Genomic DNA, 19283 nt, shown 5'->3' with positions numbered 1-19283 from the left:
TCCCCGTCCGGCCTGTCCGGCCTGTCCGGCTCGTCTGGCCAGCCCGTTCCGCCCGTTCCGCCAGTTCTGGCGGACCCGCCGTGGCCCGCCTGCGCCTCCGCGCCCGTGGAACTGCGCGCGGGGGGCGCGCCCGCCGCGTCGCCTGACGCCGCGCCCGGTCCGGTTCCCGGTCCCTCGGCGGATGCCCGGCCGCTGGTGGCCCTGCGCCTGGTGGTGAACAACCACCCCGGCGTCATGTCGCACGTGTGCGGGCTGTTCGCCCGCCGGGCGTTCAACGTAGAGGCCATCCTGTGCACCCCGGTGAACGGCGGCGAGGTGAGCCGCATCTGGCTGCTGGTGGTGGATGACGAACGGCTGGAGCAGATGGTGCGCCAGGTGCGCAAGCTGCACGACGTGCTGGACGTGCGCCGCCAGCCCGCCGGGGGCGAGGCCTTTGCCCGGCTGGCGGACTGCATGGCCGCCTGGGAGCGCGAAACCGCCGGGTAGCCGGGCCGTCCCCTTGGGGAAATGACGCGTCCCGCCAGGGCATTTGCCCTGGCGGGACGCGGAAGGGCGCCTCGCTGTCGCTGTTGCGAAAAAAACCTACCCCTCTTCGCGCATCTTGCGGATCAGCTCCTGCAGCACGTGCGACTGCTGGGCCAGGTCGGCCACGGCGGCGGCGGACTGGCGCATCACCTCGGCCGATTCGGCCGAAACGCGGCTGATGTCCTCGATGGACCGGTTGATCTCCTCGCTGGCGGCGGACTGTTCCTCACTGGCCGTGGCGATGGACCGCACCTGGTCCGACACGGCGGCCGCCAGGTTCACGATGACCCCCAGCGACTCGCCAGATTCCGTGGCCAGGCGGGTCACCTCCTGCACGTGGCGCACCGTGTCGTCCACGTGGCCCACGTTGCGGCGGGTGCCGTTCTGGATGCCCGCGATGGCCTGCCCCACTTCCTTGGTGGCCAGCATGGTCTTTTCGGCCAGCTTGCGCACCTCGTCGGCGACAACGGCAAAGCCGCGCCCGGCGTCACCGGCGCGGGCCGCCTCGATGGCCGCGTTCAGCGCCAGCAGGTTGGTCTGGTCGGCGATGTCGTTGATGACGGTCATCACCCGTCCGATGTCCTCGGCCTGGCGGCCCAGTTCGCCCATGTCGCTCTTGAGCTGGTCGGCGGTCTGCTGCACCTGGCCGATGCCCGCCACCACCTGGCGCACCACGTCCTGACCGCTCACGGCCTTGTCGCGCGCGCCTTCGGATGACCCGGCGGCCTCACCGGCGCTGCGCGCCACCTCCAGCACCGTGGCGTTCATTTCCTCCATGGCCGTGGCGGTTTCGGAAACACGCTGCATCTGGTGTTCCGCACCCCGGCTGGCCTGCTCGATCTGGGCGGCCAATTCCTCGGAGGCAGACCCCAGCACGCCGGAAATGCCGGTCAGGGTGTCCGCCGCCTGCAACATGCCCTCTCGCTTGGCCGATTCCGCGCGCTTCTGCGCCGCTTCCGCCTCGACCGTGGCCTGCCGCGCCCGTTCCGATTCGGCGCGGGCCTCGGAGGACCGGGCGTCGGCCTCGCCAATCTTTTCCTTCAGCGCGGCCACCATGCGGCACAGACAGTCGGCCAGCACGCCCACCTCATCGCGGGCGTCCACGGCCAGGCGTTCATCCAGCGCCCCGCGAGAAACGGCCTCTGAAAAGGCCACGGTGCGCTTCAGCGGCACGGTGACCGACAGGGTGATGGCGGCGGCGAACCCGGCCAGCACCAGCAGCGCCAGCCCGGTGGCTACGGCCAGCCGGAACGTGGTGGCGGTGTAGCTGGCGTCGGCCTCTGCGTTGTCGGCCTTGGCCGCGCTTTCGATGATTTCGGTCAGTTGGTTGATGACCTCGCGCATGGCCTCGAACTTCACGCCCACATCGCCCAGCGAACTGGCGGCGGCCTTCTGGCGCGCGGCCGGGTCGCCGGACAGGGCGGCGTCAACCACCGCGCGCGACAAGGGCATCCATGTGGCGCGGGCCGCGTCGTACTGCGGGATGAGCGGCTTCGCGGCGGGGTCTGCAGGCAGGTTCTTGTACTTGTTCCAGCGCTCGTCCGACTGCTTCAGGTTGGTCTCATACTCCTTCACCAGCCGTTCGATGGTCTTCTTGTCCGCCGGGTCCGCGAACAGCAGCGAGCGTTCCGCCACCAGCAACTGTTGCAGGTCGCGGTCGGCCTGTATCAGGTAGTTCAGGCCCGGCAGGCGAATGGTGAAGATGTCCTGCAGGTTTTCCTGGATGGTGCGCGCCCCCATCCACCCGGCTGCACCGGCCGCGCCGATGAACACGAACGCCAGCAATGAAAGGACGACAAGCCGGGTGGTGATGCCGAACTGGCGGAGAAATTTCATGGCGTGCCTCGCGGGTTGTGGAGTGGTGAGGGGTTGGCGACAGTCTAGCACGAGATTGCGGGCCGTGCGCAAGTATAAACAACGGGGGTTGATGAACCAAAGAAGTCTTGGGCCACGCGGTACGGGTTTCTTGCGGCGGCCTTGTCTGTATCGGTTCTTTTGATTGTGTCTGCCGGGCGCATGCCATGCTGCGAAGCTTCAATCCGGGCGGGCGGGCTTTTGTTGTCTCTGGTTGCAGTCGTCGGCTGCTCTTGCCGTCTTGCCGGTTTCGCGCACGCCGGGTTCTGGGCTGCGTGCCCGCGCCGTGTTGTCGCGGTGTCCGCCGCTGCATGATCAGGCCGCTGCGGAAAAGTTGGTACTCTCTTTATCGGATGTGACGTCGCTCACGTTAGGGGAATGCGCCATGTTTATGATCTGGCTGGAGGCGGCGGAATGCGCCCCGCTGCCTGGGCCCGCCGGTCCGCAGTCATGCGCCGCCGCGCGGCGCGCCACGAACCGCACAGATCATCCAGCAAGGAGAAATAGCATGGCCCCCATCACCACCAGCCAGTTCATCAGCGACCTGAAGGACGACCACCAGCGCCTGCTGGATACCCTGGAAGAAGCCCGCCGCCTGGGCCTGGGCACCGCCGAAGGCCGCCGCTGCCTGTTCACCTGCAAGGAACTGCTTACCCGCCACCTGCGCAAGGAAGACACCATGCTCTATCCCGCGCTGCGGCAGTCCGGCGCGCGGGGTGCGGCCGGGCAGGCCGGGCAGAGCGGACAGGCCGACCTTGGCCATGTGGCCGACGACTTCGCCACGGAGATGCAGTCCATTTCGGGCGGGCTGCTGGACTTCTTCGCCCGGTACGACGCCGATGCCGGGCGCGGCGACGCTGGCGGGCTGGATTTCGCGCGGGAGCTGGGGCGCATCATCATCGCCCTCAAGCTGCGCATCCAGCGCGAGGAAAGCCGCCTGTACCCCGCCTACGAGAAGGCCCGGGCGGTCTAGCGGCGCAGTCTGGCGCACCGGGCGAACTGGGCGAACCGGCGCGTCGGACTGGATCGGCGGCGCACCGGCTGGCCGGAGCGCACAGGCGTCGTTGCGGCGGGACGGGCGACGGGGTATGGGAATGACCCGCGCCCTTCCGGCGCGCCGGGGGCGGCGGCGCATGCCGCGCCATGCCGCAGCCCGTGAAAGGAACCACCCATGCCCCGCGACGCCTTGCCCGCCATGCCTTGCAGCCCCGCATCCGCCAGCCCCGCCGCTGGCCGGAACGGCGAATCCCCCGTGCCTTCGCGTCCGTCTGGGAGCCCGTCTGCGCACCCGTTTGGGGGGGCGGCAGCGGATGCGTCCCCGAATACGTCACCGGACACGTCGCCGGACATGGCACCCACCCCCGGCATGCCGCCCGATGCGGCCGCCCGGCTGCTGGGCTTTCTGCGCCGGGCGGAACGGCTGAAGGACACCACCCGTTGCGCGTGGACCACGCAGGGGCGGCACGAAAGCACGGCCGAGCACAGCTGGCGGCTGTGCCTGCTGGCCATGCTGGTGCGCCCGGAATATCCGGACCTGGACTTTGAACGGGTGTTGCGGATGTGCGTGGTGCACGACCTGGGCGAGGCGCTGAACGGCGACATTCCCGCCGTGGAGCAGTCCCCCGGCCACGGCAAGGCCGACGACGAGCGGCGCGACCTGCTGACCCTGCTCGGCGATCTGTCCGGGCCCGCCCGCGACGACATCGTGGCGCTGTGGGATGAGTACGACGCGGCATCCACGCCAGAGGCACGCCTGGTGAAGGGATTGGACAAGCTGGAGACGCTGTTGCAGCACACCCAGGGCGCGAACCCGGCCGGGTTCGACTACCGTTTCAACCTTGGGTACGGCCGGGCGCAGACCGATGCGGACCCGCTGCTGGCCGCGCTGCGCGCGCTGGTGGACGTGGACACCGCCCGGCTGGCCCGCCAGCGGCAGGGCGGCGACGGCGCGGAATAGCCCGGTTCGTGCCGGGCGGCCATTGCGCGCGGCCCCGGCGAGCATCCTGCCGCGTGGGAGCTGTTGCGGCGGCCCATTCCGCATGCGCCGCCCCCGCATGGGCGGCCCCCAGACCGCAGGGCCTGTTCCACGGGCTTGCGGGCGTTTCGTTCCGCCTCGCCCCGTCCCAGCCGTCACGCCCGTCACCCCTCCCGTTACCCAAGGCCGGAGCGCCGGAGCGGCGAACGCGCCTACGCCCCGCGCTTCGCCCATCCCCGGCGTTGCAGACGCCACAGCGCCAGGCGCGGCCCCGTGGCCAGCACCACCGGCACCAGCACCCACACCCGCCCGGCCGTCAGGTCGTAGTCCGCCAGCAGCCGTTGCCACGGGTGCCCGGCCACGTAGTGCCCGAACAGGAATTCGAAGGCCACGGTCAGCGCCGTCCAGTACAGGCCGGTGGCCCACATGGCCCGCGCGCCCTGTGCCGCGCCCTTGCGCCGCGCGTAGAGCAGGGCGGCCAGCCAGATCACCCCGCAGAGCAGCAGCGTGCTGACCACGTGGGCCGCGCCCACGCCCAGGTGCGGCACAAGCCACAGTTCGCGCGCCGCGCCGTTGGCGATGGCGGCGGCGCACAGCGCGCACCAGAACAGCGTGGCGGTGGCGGGTGAAAACATGCGGCCTCCTGGGCTGCGTGCCGGGCGAAGGGATGAAGGGCGTGGCCGCGCACGCGGGGGAACGCGGCTGCCGACAGCTGGGGCATGCCCCAATGCGCGGGCTTCGGCAAGGCCGTGGGGAACTTGCCAGCGAAGGGGAGCAGGGGTACGGCGGCGACCGCGTGCCCTCCATTACGGGGGCCATGCAATGCCGCCCTTGCCTATGGGCGAAACCTGTATTTTATGGGTAGGGTGCGCGGGGGGAACATGGTGGGGGTGTGCGAATCCACTGAAATGATTTTACAAGAACTGTCGTCAATGGTTGTACGCTCAATGCAGCGCATTGACACATCCTGCATGCTGGTTCACTCCTATACTCAAGAGAAAGCCAAACCCGCCGCGAGGCGGGGACGGAAAGCCACGGATCTCGCGCAGAGACAGCCGGGTTGCCTGCACCGGAAGGCAGTGCGTCCGAACGGCCCGTGGCAATGATCCCTTGGGGGGGATATGCTGACGGGCGTTTTTGTCCTTGTGGTCGACCGCAATCCCATGTCCGCCTTCATGTGCGAGTGGGAGCTGCGCAAGCGTGGCGCGGAAGCCTTCGTGGTGCGCAAGGTGGAAGATGCCCTGCCCGCGCTGGAGACGCACTGCTTCGACTTTGCGTTGGTGGACACGGCATCCATGGAGCACGACGCCGACCGCGACGCCTTGCATGAAAGTCTTACCAGAAACGGCGTGCCTTCACTGCTGATGACACGCAGTTGCCAGTCCGCCCCCGCCGATCATGCCGCCGCCTGCGCCCGGCACGACAGCGTGCGCCTGACCGCCGAATCCGTGAGCTGCATCGCCTATTGCGTGTTGAGCATGGGCAAGCAGGTCACTGCGCGGTTCAGTTGAGCGGGGGCGGCTATTCCAGGCCGTCGATATGTCCCCGCCACCGGAAGCAGGGGAGTCGCCCTGCCCACTTCGTCAGCATTTGGCGATGGAGTTGCGGTTGCGGCGACAGGGTTTTATTTTCGCAGGGGTGGTTATATGCGCAGATTCTCCAACATCATGGGTCTGGGCAAATCAGTGAGCGAGAGGACTGGTAGATGTGCAGAAAGGCTCGCGGTGTTATATGTGTCGCAGTTGTCGCAGTGAATAGCTGTGAATCTTTTTGTTTTGGATGGTCGTTGATTTATGTATAGCCGTTGTGTGCAATAAATAAGGGGGACAGCGTGTTTTTAAAAAGTGTTTGTTTTCTTTTGGCGATATTGTTGTCAGGGTTTTTGACGGCAGAAGCAGGACAAAATGGGGTTGTACAGCTTGCAAATTCCGTAGGGTTTAAGGGATGTGATGCTTTTATTGAAGAGGAGACTGCGAGTTCTGTCAGTAGCAATTTTAGAGCGAATGTTAATTATTTCAAAGAAACGTCAAATGATTCCATATTAATCTCCGTAACGTATGGAAAGACAAATGATACGGTCAATGTAGATTATTTTTTTTCCAAAAAAAATGGGGCATGCTACGCGCAGGTGAGTTCGGTCGTAACAGAGCAGGGGAATTGCGGGGCTTTGCTGCAGGAGGATGAGTTTTTCAAATATACAAATCAGGGGGGTGGGGCTTTATGGGCTGTCAACAAGGGGGGGGTCATCAAGGTGTCGTCCCAAAGTGGTGATATGTGCATCCATAAATATTTGCGTTCAAACAAAGGGGTGGCGTCAAAGTGACCTAGGTTGCGCCATCAGGATGCCTGTGACACGGAGCTCTTGCCCCTGAAATGAAAAGAAAATGGAGAGAGCCCCTGCGCTTGGTGATAACAAAGAAGGCCGCCGATCTTTCGATCGACGGCCTTTGCGTGTCTAAGCTGGTCGGGATGAGAGGATTTGAACCTCCGACCCCCTGAACCCCATTCAGGTGCGCTCCCAGGCTGCGCTACATCCCGACACGCGAGAAAAGGTGTGTAGCCCCGGTGGCCGGTGCTGTCAACATGAAAGTGGGTCAAAGTGCGCGAAAAGGCGGGAAGGGGGAGAGGGTGGCGGCAGCCGATGGCGGCCGGCGCAGGGTAATGCCAGGGGCATGACAGGACGATGGCGGCGCGCTGCCGGGGCCATGGCAGTGGCATGACCTGCGGTGCACGGGCACGATGCCCTTGCAGGCACGGCCGTGTCGGGTAGAATGGCGACGGGCGGCACGGGCAGCCGTGGCGTGCCATGGCGTCGCCCCGTTGTCCGCTGCCCTGCGCGACATGACCATGCCCCACGCGCCCCTTGCCCCCGCGCGGTCCGTGTCCGCCGGGCCGTCATCGTCCGCAAGTCCCCCGGTCACACGCCAGCCCGTCGCATCCACCCGCAGGAGGCACCATGAGCCCATCAGCCCGCGTCCCCATCGAATCCATTTCGCCACAGGCCCTGCGCGACTACATGGCCGCCCGGCCAGAGGGCAGCTACGTGCTGGTGGACGTGCGCCAGCCGGGTGAATACCGGCAGGAGCACATACCCGGCGCGCGGCTGGCCCCGGTGGGCGAACTGGCGGGCCTGCTGCCCACGCTCGATCCGACGCAAGACCACGTGTTCTACTGCCGCAGTGGCGGGCGCTCCATCGCGGCGGCGGTCATGGCGGCGGAGAGCGGCCTGTTTCCGGAATCGCCCACCGGCGGCGGCCGCATCCTGAACCTTGCGGGCGGCATGTCCGCGTGGGAAGGGCAGGCCGTGGCCGACAGCCCGCGCATTCAGGTCTTTGCCGGGGTGCGCACCATGGAAGAACTGCTGCGCCGCGCGCTGGACATGGAAAAGGCCGCCCACCTGCTGTACACCCGCGTGCGCGATGCCGGGCCCAAGCCCGCCGTGTGCGCGCTGATGGACAGGCTGATCGGGGTGGAACTGGCCCACGCCAGGGTGGTCTACCACCATCTTGCGCAGCGCTGGGACGCGGACGCCAGCGCAGATGCCACGCGCGGCCCGCTGCCCCCCTTCGACGAACTGTTCGCCGCGCTGGAAGGCCGCGTGCTGGAAGGCGGCATGGCCGTGGCCGACCTGGACCCGTGGGTGCGCGACGCCGCCAGCGGCGACTGCCTGGACATCGCCGAACTGGCGCTGGAAGTGGAAATGAACGCCTACGACCTGTACCGCACCCTGGCCGACGAGGCCCGGCGCGGCAGCGGGCTGGGCGGGCAGGCGGAACGCGCCTTTCTGGACCTGGCCACGCAGGAAAAGACCCACGCCCGCATGATCATCGACCAGATCGCCACCTTTTCCGCAGACGGGGAGGCCCGGTGACCCACGATTTCCGGCGCGCGGACATGCCCCGGCCCGCCGCCTCCGCTCTTGCACCTGTCCCTGCGCCCGCACCCCGGCACGCCGGTACGCCCGGCATGCCGGACATGCCGGACATGCCGGAGATGTCTGACAGGCCCGATAGGCCCGACAGGCCCGGCGCGTCCAACATAACCGGCGCGGTCGGCGGCCCTCCCGGCCAGCCCCCCGTGACGGGCGCGGAAACCGCCGCGTCGCCCGTTTCGGCACCGCCGTTTCCCGTGGCCCTGCTGCGCTGCCCGGACTACCAGCCCGACCGCGTGCAACGCACCGTGGCCGATGCGCTGGACGCCTCCGCCTGGGCCCCGCCGCGCGGCCGCATACTGGTGAAGCCCAACCTGCTGCGCGCCGCCCCGGCCCTCAGCTGCACCCATCCGCAGATCGTGCGGGCCGCCTGCGCGTGGCTGCTGGACCACGGCTGCGCGCTCACCGTGGCCGATTCGCCGGGCTTCGGCACGGCACACGGCGTGGCCGAGGCCATCGGCCTTGCGGCGGCCCTGCGCCCCCTTGGCCTGGCCGTCACCCCGCTGGACGACGCGGTGGCGGTGCCCCTGTCCTTCGGCGGGTCCATCGGCGTCGCGCGGTGCGCTCTGGAGGCGGACGGCGTGTTCAGCGTGCCGCGCCTGAAGGCGCACAGCCAGATGCGCGTCACCCTGGCGGTAAAGAACCTGTTCGGCTGCGTGCCCGGCGTGCGCAAGGCCTTCGTGCACACCCGCCACGGCGACCGGGGCCACCGCTTCGAGGGGGCGCTGGTGGAGGTGGCGGCGGCGCTGCCGCCCACGGCGGCCTTGCTGGATGGGGTGGAGGCCATGCACGTGACCGGCCCCGGTTCCGGCAAGCCGTACCACCTCGGGCTGGTGGGGGCCTCGGCGTCGTGCGTGGCGCTGGATGCGGTGGTCTGCGGCCTGCTGGGCCTGACGCCCGCGCAGGTGCCCCTGTGGGCGGAACTGACGCGGCGCTCCGCCCCCGGCGCACTGCCCGGCCACGCCGCGCTGGTGCGCGAGGGGCTGGACGCCTTCGACGCCAGCCGCTTCGAGGTGCCCGGCGTGCTCAAGCCCATGAGCTTTCGCCCGGCCACGCTGCTGCGCAGCACCGTGCGCCGCCTGTGGGCGGCGTGGCGGTCGTGAGCGCGGTGATCCTTGCGGGATTCTTCTGGGGCGGCCTTGACTGAAGCGGCCTTGGCCGGGGCGTTTCCGATGCGGCCGGAAGGGGCGCGCCCGGTACCCGGCCTGCCGCCTTCCCTGCGCGATTCCTGTTCCGGCGCTTCCATCCGCCAATCCCGGCTTGCCGATTCCGGTCCGTTGCGTGTTACGCGCCCGGCCCCTTGCGCACGCCATCCACCACCCATGCGGCGCCATCCGTTTGCAGGATGTCGGACAGGTTGCGCAGCCGCGAGATGGAAGCGTCGCTCAGCCGTTGCCCGGCCAGCAGCAGCGGCGTTCCCGCCGCGTTGGTCAGGTCTCGTGCCAGCACCATGCCGGGGCGCAGCCCGGTCAGGGGCACCTCGCGCATGGGCACGTCGGATGCGTCGGCCACGCTTGCCGCCAGCGCGGCCAGCACGGCAGGGTCGTAGCGTTCCGCCTGCACGCGCAGGGCGGCCACGGCCAGCGAGGGCGAAAGGCCGCGCCGCAACTCCACGTCGTAATCCAGCGCGGCCCGCAGAATGCGCGCTCCCAGGGGCACGTCCGGGCCGGGCGGCAGCTGCTGCGCGCCGATCATGGCCGCCACCTCGCCCAGCCGGGGAATGTTGGTCAGCAGGTTGGCGGCGATTTCCGGGTGCATGCCCCATATCTGCTGTTCCTCGGCGGTCAGGTCCTCTCCGGCCAGGCGCTTGCGCAGGGTGTCGGGCGGCAGGGCCACGCAGCCCAGCTGGCAGAGCATGGAGGCCAGTTCCAGTTGCCACAGCGGCTTGGCGTCCAGCCGCGCGCCCAGCTTAACCACCAGGTCGCGGATGCGTTCACTGCGGCCGAAGGCCTCGGGGTTCACCAGGGCCAGCACGTCGGTCAGCACCTGCACGCTGCCGCGCAGGGTGCCGCGCAGCAGTTCGCGTTCGGCCACCACCAGCCGGTGCTGGCGCAGCCCGTCGCGCAGCACGCCCACCAGTTCTTCCGGCGGGCAGGGCTTGGTGAGAAAGCGGAACACCGCCCCTCGGTTCACGGCGGCCACGGCCGTGGCGAAATCGCCGTGGCCGGAAAGGATGATGCGCACCGCGTCGGGCGCGCGCTCGCGCACGTGCTCCAGAAAGGCGATGCCGTCCATCACCGGCATGCGCAGGTCGGACACCACCACCGCGAACGGCCCCGCGCTTTCCAGCGCCAGAAGCCCCTGCTCTGGCCCTTCCGCCGTGGCCACGTCGAAGGCCCGGCGCAGGTTGCGGCGAAAGGTGTCGAGAATGTTCGGCTCGTCGTCCACGAACAGGATGCGTTCGGTCATGCGGTGCTCCGTGTGCGGCCGGGAACGTGCGGAAGTGATGCCTGCGGCGCGGTGGCGCGGCGAGAACCGGTCATGCGGACGCGGCTCCGCCGGATGGCGGCTCGCCCGGCGGCGTGTCGCCAAAGGCTGTTCCGGCAGACCGGGCTGGCCCGGTCCGCGCTCCGCTTACGGGGCGCGGCGGAAACAGCCGCTCCGTGGGCGTGGCCGTTGCGGGCTCCACGGCCACCCGGTGCGCCGAGGCTCGCCACACGTACTGCACACCCGTCTCGGCGGGTATGGCGTCGTGCCCGCGCCCGCCAAGTTGTACCCGCACCCCGCCGTGGGTGCGGCGGCGGATGATGACGGGGCTGGCGGCCAGTTCCGCGTTGTGGCGCTTGCGGGCCAGGGAGATGTCCTGCCCCAGGGTCCGCTGGCGCTCGTCCATCTCGCGGCGCATGCGCAACAGCACCTCGACCAGGGTGCGGTCTTCCTCCGGGGTTTGCAGCAGCACGGCCATGTCCGGGCCGCCGGGCAGCTCTGCCGAAATGCGGGTCATGCGGTCGGCGATGGTATCGCGTTCGCGCAGCAGGGCGTTGAGGTGGGTGGCGTCCGGCTGGACCATGAGCCGGGTGGCCACCTCGGCCACGGACCCGGCCTCGCCCACGTCGATGCCCCCCCCCGTGCGGATGGCGCTGCCGATGACCACGCCGCGCCCCGGAGCAAGAAACCGGCCGCCCGCCGTGATGCGCGAGCCGGTGACCCCCGAGGGGATGACCACGTCGCCGCCCGCCGTCACCAGCGCGAAGGCGGCGTGCGCGGCCACCACGTTGCCGCCCGCCTCGATGCCCGCGTCCGGGTCCGTGGGCAGGGGCGCGCCTGTTGGGTGGGCGGGACTGGGTGCGGTCGCCGCTGCGGATGCGGGGGGGGGCGGGGATGCCCCTGCGCCCGATGCGATGTGCGGGCCAGACGGGCCGAGCGGGCCGGACACGGAGGATGAGGAAAACGCCGCGGTCGATGGCGACAGCGCGGCGGCGCGCATGCCCGGCGGGGGCGGCGGCGCGTCGTCGCCATTCTGCCCGGCCTGCCCGCCGCCCGGCGCGCCCGCCACGTTGCCCACGGCTTCGCGCCCGGCCCGGCCCATGACGATGCCGCCGCGCACCATCAGGTCGCCCCCGCAGCGCACGCGGGCGTTCTCCACCGCCTCTTCCACCAGCACGTGGCGCTCCACGGTCAGGGTCACGCCGCTGCGCACGGTGCCCCGCACCACGGCGGAACCCACGGACACGGTGACGTCGCCGGTGGAAAGGTCCACGTCGCCGTCGATGATCTTGAGCGGAGAGACGGTCACCGTGCCATCGGCCACGTCCACCAGGCCGGGGGCCGTGGCGATGAACAGCACCGCGCCGCCCACCTCTTCCAGCCGCCGCATGCCGGGTCCGGGCAGCAGTTCCAGCGGCGCGCCGGGGCGCTGCGGCACGGGATCGCCGAACACGTCCACGCCGGGCATGCCGGGGGTGGGCGGGTGCACCCGCACCACGGGGTCGCCCGTTTCCACGGTGAAGTGGGGCCAGCGGTCGGAACAGTCGATGCGTCCTTCGCCCTGCCGCAGCACGCAGGTCGCGCCGGGGTCGGTCTGGAATTCGAGCCGGGCGTCTTCGCCGTGCACCGGCGGCATGCCGCGCGCCAGCACCACGCCCGTGCGCGGCCCCATGCGCGCGGCGTCGCGCAGGGCGTCGTCCAGCGCGGGGCCGAGCGGCAGGCCGGTGTCCGCCGCTGCGGCGACCCCCAGGCGCTGGACGGCAGCCGCGTACACGTCCGCGCCAAGGGGCCGGTTGCGATGGTCCGTGGGGTGCACGTCGGCCAGCACGGCGAGCCTGTCGGGGCTGACGATGACCAGCGGGCGCAGGGCCAGGGTGTGCCGTTCGTCAGGGTCTGCCTGGCCTGCGGCGGATGCGCGCGGCGTGCGTTCCAGCACGCCCAGCTCGCGCGACACGAGTTCGCCCGTGAGCAGGTCGATGACCAGCGGGGCGAGCCTGTCGTCGGAAGCGGGAAAGGCCGTGCCGTCCAGCACGCGGCCCACGGGTTCGCCGGGGCGCACCGGCCGGGCGGGGTCGCCGTATGGTTGCAGCAGGCCGTCGAGGTCGGCGGGCTGCACGGGCCGCCATGGGGCAGCCAGTTGGGCCGAGTCGGCCAAGTGGGCCAGACGGGCCGCGTCGGAAGCGGCTGCGGGCGTGCCGTCTGGCGGGGCGTCTGGCGCTGCGGTGGTCGGCCGTTCCGGCCGGGGCGCGGTGTCGGGCATGGCGGTGTCGGGGCCGTGGGCAGGGCCGGATGAGGTGCTGGGGCTACGTCGGACCAGCATAGCACCGCCGATGCTCCGTTGCCAGCCCCGCGCGTGCGTGGAGTGGGCAGATGGTGCCCGGTGCGGCTTGACGCTGACCGCTGTGGTCCGGTGCGGTCCGGTGTGATCCGGCGCGGCCCGGTGTGGCCCGGTGCGGCTGGCGCAGGCTCCGCCCGCCAGACGGCAAAGGGCCGGAAGGGGTTGCCCCCTCCCGGCCCGAAACGGTGCGGTGTGCCGCGCGGCGCGTGGCGCGCCGCTACGAGGCTTCCTTCTTCATGCCCTCGATAAGGCGGCGCAGTTCCGCCGCCTGGTCAGCCAGGTTGCGCAGGTCGCTGCTGGTGGCGTTGACCAGCGTGCCGTTTTCGCGGGCGATGCGGTCGATTTCCTCCACCGAGCGGGTAATCTGCTCGCTGGCGGCGGACTGTTCCTCGGCCGCCGTGGCGATGGCCTGCACCTGCCCGGCGGCGTCGTGGGCCATGGTCACGATCTGTTGCAGCATCTCGCCCGAGGTGCCGGACAGCCGGGCCGCGCCGTCGATGGCGGACACCGCGTCGTCCATGCCCGACACGTTGGTGCGCGCCAGATCCTGAATGGCCCGGATGGAGTCGCCCACTTCCTTGGTGGCGCCCATGGTCTTTTCCGCCAGCTTGCGCACCTCGTCGGCCACCACGGCGAAGCCGCGCCCGGCGTCACCGGCGCGGGCCGCCTCGATGGCGGCGTTCAGCGCCAGCAGGTTGGTCTGGTCGGCGATGTCGTTGATCACGTTCATCACGTGGCCGATGGCCTCGGACTGCTGACCCAGGCGGTGCATGTTGTCCTTCAGGCCGCTGGCCAGGGTCTTCAGGTCCTGCATGGCCTTCACGGTCTGGCTGACCATGCCCGATCCTTCGTCGGCCTTGGTGCGCGAAGCCTCGGTCTGGTCGGCGGCGCGCCCCGCGTTGCGCGCCACTTCCAGCACCGTGGCGTTCATTTCTTCCATGGCCGTGGCGGTCTCGTTGATGCGGGCCATCTGGGTGTCGGTGCCCCGGCTGATTTCCTCGGACCGGCGCGAGATGTCATCGGCCGCGTGGTCGATGGCGCGCACCACGCCTTCCAGCCGTTCGGCGGCGGAAAGGATGCCCTCCTTGGTGGCCACGGCGGCCTTGGCCATGGCTTCTTCCGCCTGCTTGGCCGAGGCGCGCGCGGCGTCGGCCTGGCGGCCCGCCTCGCGCTGCTTTTCGGTGATGTCCGCGATGTTGTTCTTGAGCGTGGTGACCATGGTGTTCAGCGCCGCCTGCAGCGCCGAGACCTCGTCGCGGCCCTTGGCCTCTATGCGCACGTCCAGGTTGCCTTCGGCAACGGCCTGGGCCGCCCCCGTGGCTTCACGCAACGGTCGCACGATGGACGCGATGAGCATGATACAGACGGGTATGACGACCAGCACCAGGATCGCCGTCATGACCGAAAGCTGCCAGGTCAGGGCCTTGTTGGCCAGGCCCTCGAGGTTGGCGTTGATGGCGGCCTTGGCCTCGTCGATGTTGTCGATGTACACCCCGGTGCCGATCCACAACTTGGTGCCGGGAATCATTTCGGAATAGGCCAGCTTGGGCTGGTCGCCCTTGCCCGGCTTGGGGAAGATGTACTCGACGAAGCCGCCGCCCGCCGCCGCGCGCTGCGACAGCTCGCGCACGAAGTACACCCCGTTCTTGTCCTTGTTTTCGGACAGGTCCTTGCCTTGAATGCTCTTGTTGGGGGGCAGGGCCACGTTGGTGGTGCCCTGGTAGACGAAATAGTAACCCGACTGGTCCTTCTCGAAGCGGATGGTGTCGATGGCCTTGCGCACCATTTCTATGCGGGCGGCATCGTCGGGTACGTCGGCCACAAGCTGGCCCAGGGCAAGGGCAATGGTGTGGGTGGCCACCTGCAGTTTGGCCTTTTCCTCGTCCAGCATCACCTGCTGGGTTTCCGTGACGCCGTGGTCCTTCACCGTGCCGATGGTGGACACGAAGGCCGCCACCACGCCCGCCACGAACAGCACCATGAACACGAGCAGCGCGATGACCCGCGCGCCGATGGAAAAGTTCCTGAACATGCGTTCCCCCTTGATTGTTCGCCGCCCCTGCAGCGCCTGCCCTGCGGCGTGCCGCCATCATGCCCCGAAATTTGGGGCTACTACGACACTACACCGACGTGCCGCTCTTGCAAAGAGCGTTAGTGGTTCGTTTTTCTTCTCGCGCGGGCCTGCCGTCCCGCGCGGAACGCAAGGGGCCGTCCCCGCCAACGGCGGAAACGGCCCCCCAATGTATCAATCGACGGAACGCGGGATTACTTGAGGTTTTCCGCCAGAAGTTCGGCGATGTGGCCGACCTTCATGCGGTTGCCGCGCTTTTCCGCGCCGCCGCGGATCTGCATGATGCAGCCGGGGCAGTCGGCCACCATGCGGGTGGCCCCGGTGGCTTCGGCGTTGTTCAGCTTCTTGTCCAGCAGTTCCTTGGACAGTTCCGGGAACTTCATGGAGAAGGTGCCGCCAAAGCCGCAGCACACCGCTTCTTCCTGGGCCGGGCAGTATTCCGAGCCGGAAGACGCGATGAGCGCGCGGGGCTGTTCCACCACGCCAAGGCCGCGGCACAGGTGGCACGAGGAGTGGTAGGCCACCTTCTCGCCCTTGCCCTTGAAGTCGTCGGCGGTCATGCCCAGCACGTCATGGACGAAGGAGCTGAAGTCGATGACCTTGGAGGCGAACAGCTTCACCTTGCCGACCATGTCAGCCTGCCCCGCGAGGATGTTGGGGTAGCCTTCCTTCAGGTGCGAGGCGCACGAGGCGCACAGGGTGATGATGTAATCGTACTTGGCCGCGTCGAACGCCATGACGTTCTGGCGCGCCACGTCGATGGTGGCCTGGCGTTCGGCCATCATCTGCACGGGCAGGCCGCAGCAGCTCTGGTCCATGGGGAAGTCCATGTCCACGCCCTTGGACGCCAGCACCTTCACGGCGGCCTTCATCTGCTCGGGGTACACGAAGTCCTGCACGCAACCGGAGAACAGGGCCACGCGCAGCTTGGCGCCCGAGACGCGCGGACGGATGGTTTCCCATTCGTCGCGGAAGGCCTTGTCCGCGATGGCGGGCAACGCGCGGAACCCGTGGTCCTTCATGAACATCTGCGGCAGGTGGCGCAGGTACGGGGTGCCGCCGGTAACCGGCTTCTGGGCGTACTTGCCGAAGCGCAGCAGGGTGTGGAAGAGCTTGCGGTTCTTCAGCACCTTGCCGAGCAGGGTGGCTTCCACGGGCGCGCCGTCCTCTTCGCTGAGGCGGGCGCGGATTTCCTTGATCAGGCGGGGCAGGTCGATGCCGCCCGCGCAGATGCTCTTGCACGATTCGCAGTTGATGCAGTTCTGCACCAGGTTGCGGGCCTTGTCCTTGCCGTGGAAGAAGTAGGTGAGGATGAGGCCGATGGCGCCGATGTAGATGTGGCCCATCTTGTGGCCGCCCACCAGACGGTACACCGGGCACACGTTGGCGCACGCGCCGCAGCGCACGCAGCGCATCACCTGCGAGAACAGCGGGTCCTGGGCCAGGGCGCGGCGGCCGTTGTCCAGGAACACGATGTGCATTTCCTTCTTCTCGTCGGCGGCAGCCTTGCACTCGTTGGCACCGGTAATCCAGGTGACGTACGAGGTGATGGCCTGGCCGGTGGCGTTGCGGGGCAGCACGCGCAGCGACTTCAGGGCGTCGTTGAGGCTGGGGGTCAGCTTGTCCAGGCCGCACAGGGCCACGTGCACGCGGGGCAGGGTGGTGACCAGGCGGGCGTTGCCCTCGTTGGTGACCAGGCCGATGGTGCCCGATTCGGCGATGGCGAAGTTGGCGCCCGAGATGCCCATGTCGGCGGTGGCGAAATGCTGGCGCAGTTCGCGGCGGGCCACCTTCACCAGGCGCTGGATGTCCACTTCCTGCTTCTGCTTGGTCACCTCGGAGAAGAGGTCGGCCACCTGGTAGCGCGAAAGGTGGATGGCGGGCATGACCATGTGGGTCGGCCCTTCGTGGCGCAGCTGGATGATCCATTCGCCAAGGTCGGTCTCGATCACTTCAAGGCCGTCTTCTTCCAGGCGATGGTTGAGCAGCGTTTCTTCCGCCGTCATGGACTTGGACTTGACGATCTTCTTGCAGTTCGCGTTCTTGGCGATGCGCGCGATGATCTCGTTGGCCTCGGCGGCATCCTTGGCCATGTGCACCTTCACGCCGCGCTTCTCGGCCTCTGCCTTGAACTGGGCGTACAGCCCGTCCATGTTGCGGGCTGCGGCGTCCTTGGCGTCGGCCACCTCGGCGATCATGGCCTTTTCGTCAAGGCCGCGGAAGGCGTTGGCCCGGCTGACGGGGTAGGCCGTGGCGAACTTGTCCATGGCCTCGCGCAGAAACTCGTTGTCGAGGGATTCGCGCAGTTCCTTGCGGTATTCTTTCAGGGTCTTGGCGGTTTGCATCAGACTAGTCCTCCAGCATCAGGATGTGCAGTTCCAGCGGTCCGTGCACGCCGATGGCCAGCACGCGCTCGATGTCGGCGGTGCGGCTGGGCCCGGTGATGAACGCGGTGTAGCGCGGCGTGCCGGTGTTGATCAGCGCGTTGACTTCCTGCTCGCCCTCGAAGGCCGTGGCCTTGATGCGCGACTTGGGCAGGATGGCCATGTGAATCTCGCTGATCATCGAGGACAGGCGCAGTTCCTCGCTGGTGGAGTCGATGACGCAGGTGCCGGTTTCGGCGATGGCCATGTCGGCATGGGCCACGCCGATGTCGATGCCCGCGAGATGGCCGCGCAGGCCCTCGCGGATGCACTTGATACCGCGTTCGGCGCACAGGGCCGAGAAGGCGGCGTATTCTTCTTCGGAAAGGTTGGGTGCGGCCACCACCTTTTCCTGCTTGGTTTCGCACAGGGCCTCGGCCTTGTCCGAAAGCTTTTCCTCGCAGCCGGAAACCAGCAGCTGGCAGGCTTCCTTCTTGTCACAGACGTCGAGGGCGTAGGCGAAGGCCTCTTTCAGGTCCTTCAGTTCCACCACGGTGGCGCCGACCGCCTCGGCTTTCTCACGCATGAGCCGGGCAAGGTCATTGGTAGCACTCATCAGTACTCTCCCTTTACTGAATGCCAAGTTGGGCCATCAGCCGCGACAGGTCCAGGGCATGCGCCACGAGGTCGGCCCCGCGGCGGATCTTGACCAGTTCGCGCAGCTTCTGGCTGTTCAGGATCTCCTCCATCTTCCGGGCCACGGTGTAGGTGTCCTCGCGGACCACCACCACCGGAACCCCCAGCGCCTCTGACCTGGCGCGTATGATCTCATCGGGGGGGATGTTTCCGGTCAGGACCAGGCAAGGGCACTGCCCCTCCAGCGCGACGAGTTGCAGGTCCGTCCGGTCTCCGCCCACGATGGTTGCGCAGTTGGCGTGCCGCCGAAAGTGCGCCATGAAGTTCTCCACCTGCATGGTGCCGATGAGGAACCCATCCACGATGCGGCTGGCCCGCGCCGTGCCCGAGACCATGCGACCGCCCAGGCGGTGCGCCAGCTCCGACACCTTGATGGCGTTGAGGAGCGGGTCGTTGGGCACGATGCCGAGCACGGGCACGCCCCGTTCCGCAAGGAACGGGACAAGCACCTCCTCGGCGTCGCGCAGGTAGCTTTCGGGCACGTCGTTGCACAGGACGCCCGCAAGGGCGTCTCCCAGCAGTTCCTTTGCGTACAGGATGGCGTCGTAGTCGATGCCGTGGGCGTACCGTTCCACCAGCAGCACCTTGAGGTCGAGCCGCCGGACGACCGTGGGGCCGTCCACGCCGCGCGCCTTGCCGGTGGTAAGGAACGCCCCTGCACCGCCCACAAGCATGGTGTCGTGCCCGCGTGACAGCGCCCCGTAGGCCGAGGCCACGCGCTCAAGCGCGTTGCCAGCCGACAGGGCGGCCGCCCGGATGTTGCCGGGCATGATCACGGGGGTCATCACTTCGGGCGGGGCGGAAAGCCCCAGCACCTCTTGCACCAGAAGGGCGTCCTCGTCGCCGGTCTGTTCGTCCACGGTCCGGGGCAACGTTCCCAGGGGCTTCATGAAGCCCACGTTGCGTCCGGCCTGCCGCAGCGCCAAACCGAGCGCCATGCAGACAAGGTTCTTGCCTGCCCGAGGCGCCGTTGATCCGATGTAGATGCCCACCATGCGTATGTGTCCGGTGTGTACGAAAGGCCGTGGGATGTTCCGGGCCGTGGCCGCGCGCGGCCGCGCCCCGGAGAGGCCCCGCCGCGCCGCCCGTGCGGGCGGCGCGGC

15 protein-coding genes, 1 tRNA gene and 1 riboswitch are annotated in these 19283 nt (G+C 68.6%); of the genes, 7 read left to right on the top strand and 9 right to left on the bottom strand.

Going from position 1 to position 19283, the window contains the following annotated elements; genetic code table 11:
* Positions 1-192: 192 nt before the first annotated feature.
* Positions 193-486: an acetolactate synthase small subunit gene (gene ilvN / locus RVX_RS16270; protein WP_116307846.1), complete on the top strand. Its 294-nt coding sequence runs from the start codon at positions 193-195 to the stop codon at positions 484-486.
* A 96-nt stretch (positions 487-582) separates the two neighbouring features.
* On the opposite strand, the gene RVX_RS16265 is transcribed toward ilvN, so the two are convergent.
* A complete protein-coding gene (locus RVX_RS16265) occupies positions 583-2361 on the bottom strand; it encodes a methyl-accepting chemotaxis protein (RefSeq protein WP_116307707.1) in 1779 nt (592 codons plus the stop codon).
* A gap of 526 nt (positions 2362-2887) precedes the next feature.
* Here RVX_RS16265 and RVX_RS16260 point away from each other — a divergent pair.
* Both RVX_RS16260 and RVX_RS16255 read left to right on the top strand, forming a co-directional pair.
* A complete protein-coding gene (locus RVX_RS16260; RefSeq protein ID WP_116307709.1) occupies positions 2888-3352 on the top strand; it encodes a hemerythrin domain-containing protein in 465 nt (154 codons plus the stop codon).
* Between the two features lie 375 nt (positions 3353-3727).
* On the top strand, positions 3728-4336 hold the full coding sequence (locus tag RVX_RS16255; protein WP_230404762.1) for an HD domain-containing protein: 609 nt from the start codon (positions 3728-3730) through the stop codon (positions 4334-4336).
* Between the two features lie 230 nt (positions 4337-4566).
* Here RVX_RS16255 and RVX_RS16250 read toward each other — a convergent pair whose 3' ends face one another.
* Positions 4567-4989: a hypothetical protein gene (locus RVX_RS16250; protein ID WP_116307711.1), complete on the bottom strand. Its 423-nt coding sequence runs from the start codon at positions 4987-4989 to the stop codon at positions 4567-4569.
* A gap of 356 nt (positions 4990-5345) precedes the next feature.
* A riboswitch (cyclic di-GMP riboswitch) is annotated at positions 5346-5422 on the top strand.
* A 53-nt stretch (positions 5423-5475) separates the two neighbouring features.
* Between RVX_RS16250 and RVX_RS16245 the strand changes: the two genes are divergently transcribed.
* On the top strand, positions 5476-5865 hold the full coding sequence (locus RVX_RS16245) for a response regulator (protein ID WP_116307713.1): 390 nt from the start codon (positions 5476-5478) through the stop codon (positions 5863-5865).
* A 320-nt stretch (positions 5866-6185) separates the two neighbouring features.
* Positions 6186-6677 (top strand): hypothetical protein, encoded by a 492-nt coding sequence (locus RVX_RS16240; protein ID WP_147307540.1) that lies wholly within the window; start codon positions 6186-6188, stop codon positions 6675-6677.
* A 138-nt stretch (positions 6678-6815) separates the two neighbouring features.
* On the opposite strand, the gene RVX_RS16235 is transcribed toward RVX_RS16240, so the two are convergent.
* A tRNA-Pro gene (locus tag RVX_RS16235) sits at positions 6816-6892 on the bottom strand.
* Positions 6893-7310: 418 nt separating this feature from the next.
* On the opposite strand from RVX_RS16235, the gene RVX_RS16230 reads away from it, so the two are divergent.
* On the top strand, positions 7311-8225 hold the full coding sequence (locus RVX_RS16230; RefSeq protein WP_116307715.1) for a rhodanese-like domain-containing protein: 915 nt from the start codon (positions 7311-7313) through the stop codon (positions 8223-8225).
* Positions 8222-9388, top strand: a complete 1167-nt coding sequence (locus RVX_RS16225; RefSeq protein ID WP_116307717.1) for a DUF362 domain-containing protein — start codon at positions 8222-8224, stop codon at positions 9386-9388. The genes RVX_RS16230 and RVX_RS16225 overlap by 4 nt, the downstream gene beginning before the upstream one ends.
* 181 nt (positions 9389-9569) lie before the next feature.
* On the opposite strand, the gene RVX_RS16220 is transcribed toward RVX_RS16225, so the two are convergent.
* From RVX_RS16220 to RVX_RS16195, 6 genes are all read right to left on the bottom strand, one after another.
* Complete coding sequence (locus RVX_RS16220; protein ID WP_116307719.1) at positions 9570-10694, bottom strand: HD domain-containing phosphohydrolase; 1125 nt, start codon at positions 10692-10694, stop codon at positions 9570-9572.
* A gap of 70 nt (positions 10695-10764) precedes the next feature.
* Positions 10765-13032 (bottom strand): DUF342 domain-containing protein, encoded by a 2268-nt coding sequence (locus RVX_RS16215; protein ID WP_420192386.1) that lies wholly within the window; start codon positions 13030-13032, stop codon positions 10765-10767.
* 235 nt (positions 13033-13267) lie between these two features.
* Positions 13268-15082: a methyl-accepting chemotaxis protein gene (locus tag RVX_RS16210; protein WP_116307722.1), complete on the bottom strand. Its 1815-nt coding sequence runs from the start codon at positions 15080-15082 to the stop codon at positions 13268-13270.
* Positions 15083-15315: 233 nt separating this feature from the next.
* The gene (gene ldhH / locus RVX_RS16205; RefSeq protein WP_116307723.1) at positions 15316-17466 is read right to left on the bottom strand and encodes an L-lactate dehydrogenase (quinone) large subunit LdhH; all 2151 of its coding nucleotides are present in this window, start codon (positions 17464-17466) and stop codon (positions 15316-15318) included.
* Between the two features lie 4 nt (positions 17467-17470).
* Entirely contained in the window at positions 17471-18100 is a 630-nt protein-coding gene (locus RVX_RS16200) for a LutC/YkgG family protein (RefSeq protein ID WP_116307724.1), read from the bottom strand.
* 13 nt (positions 18101-18113) lie between these two features.
* Entirely contained in the window at positions 18114-19175 is a 1062-nt protein-coding gene (locus tag RVX_RS16195; protein WP_116307725.1) for a phosphotransacetylase family protein, read from the bottom strand.
* Positions 19176-19283 lie beyond the last annotated feature (108 nt).

Source organism: Nitratidesulfovibrio sp. HK-II (genome assembly GCF_003402415.2).
Classification (GTDB): Bacteria; Desulfobacterota; Desulfovibrionia; order Desulfovibrionales; family Desulfovibrionaceae; genus Cupidesulfovibrio.
This window is presented reverse-complemented; position numbering and strand designations above follow the sequence as displayed.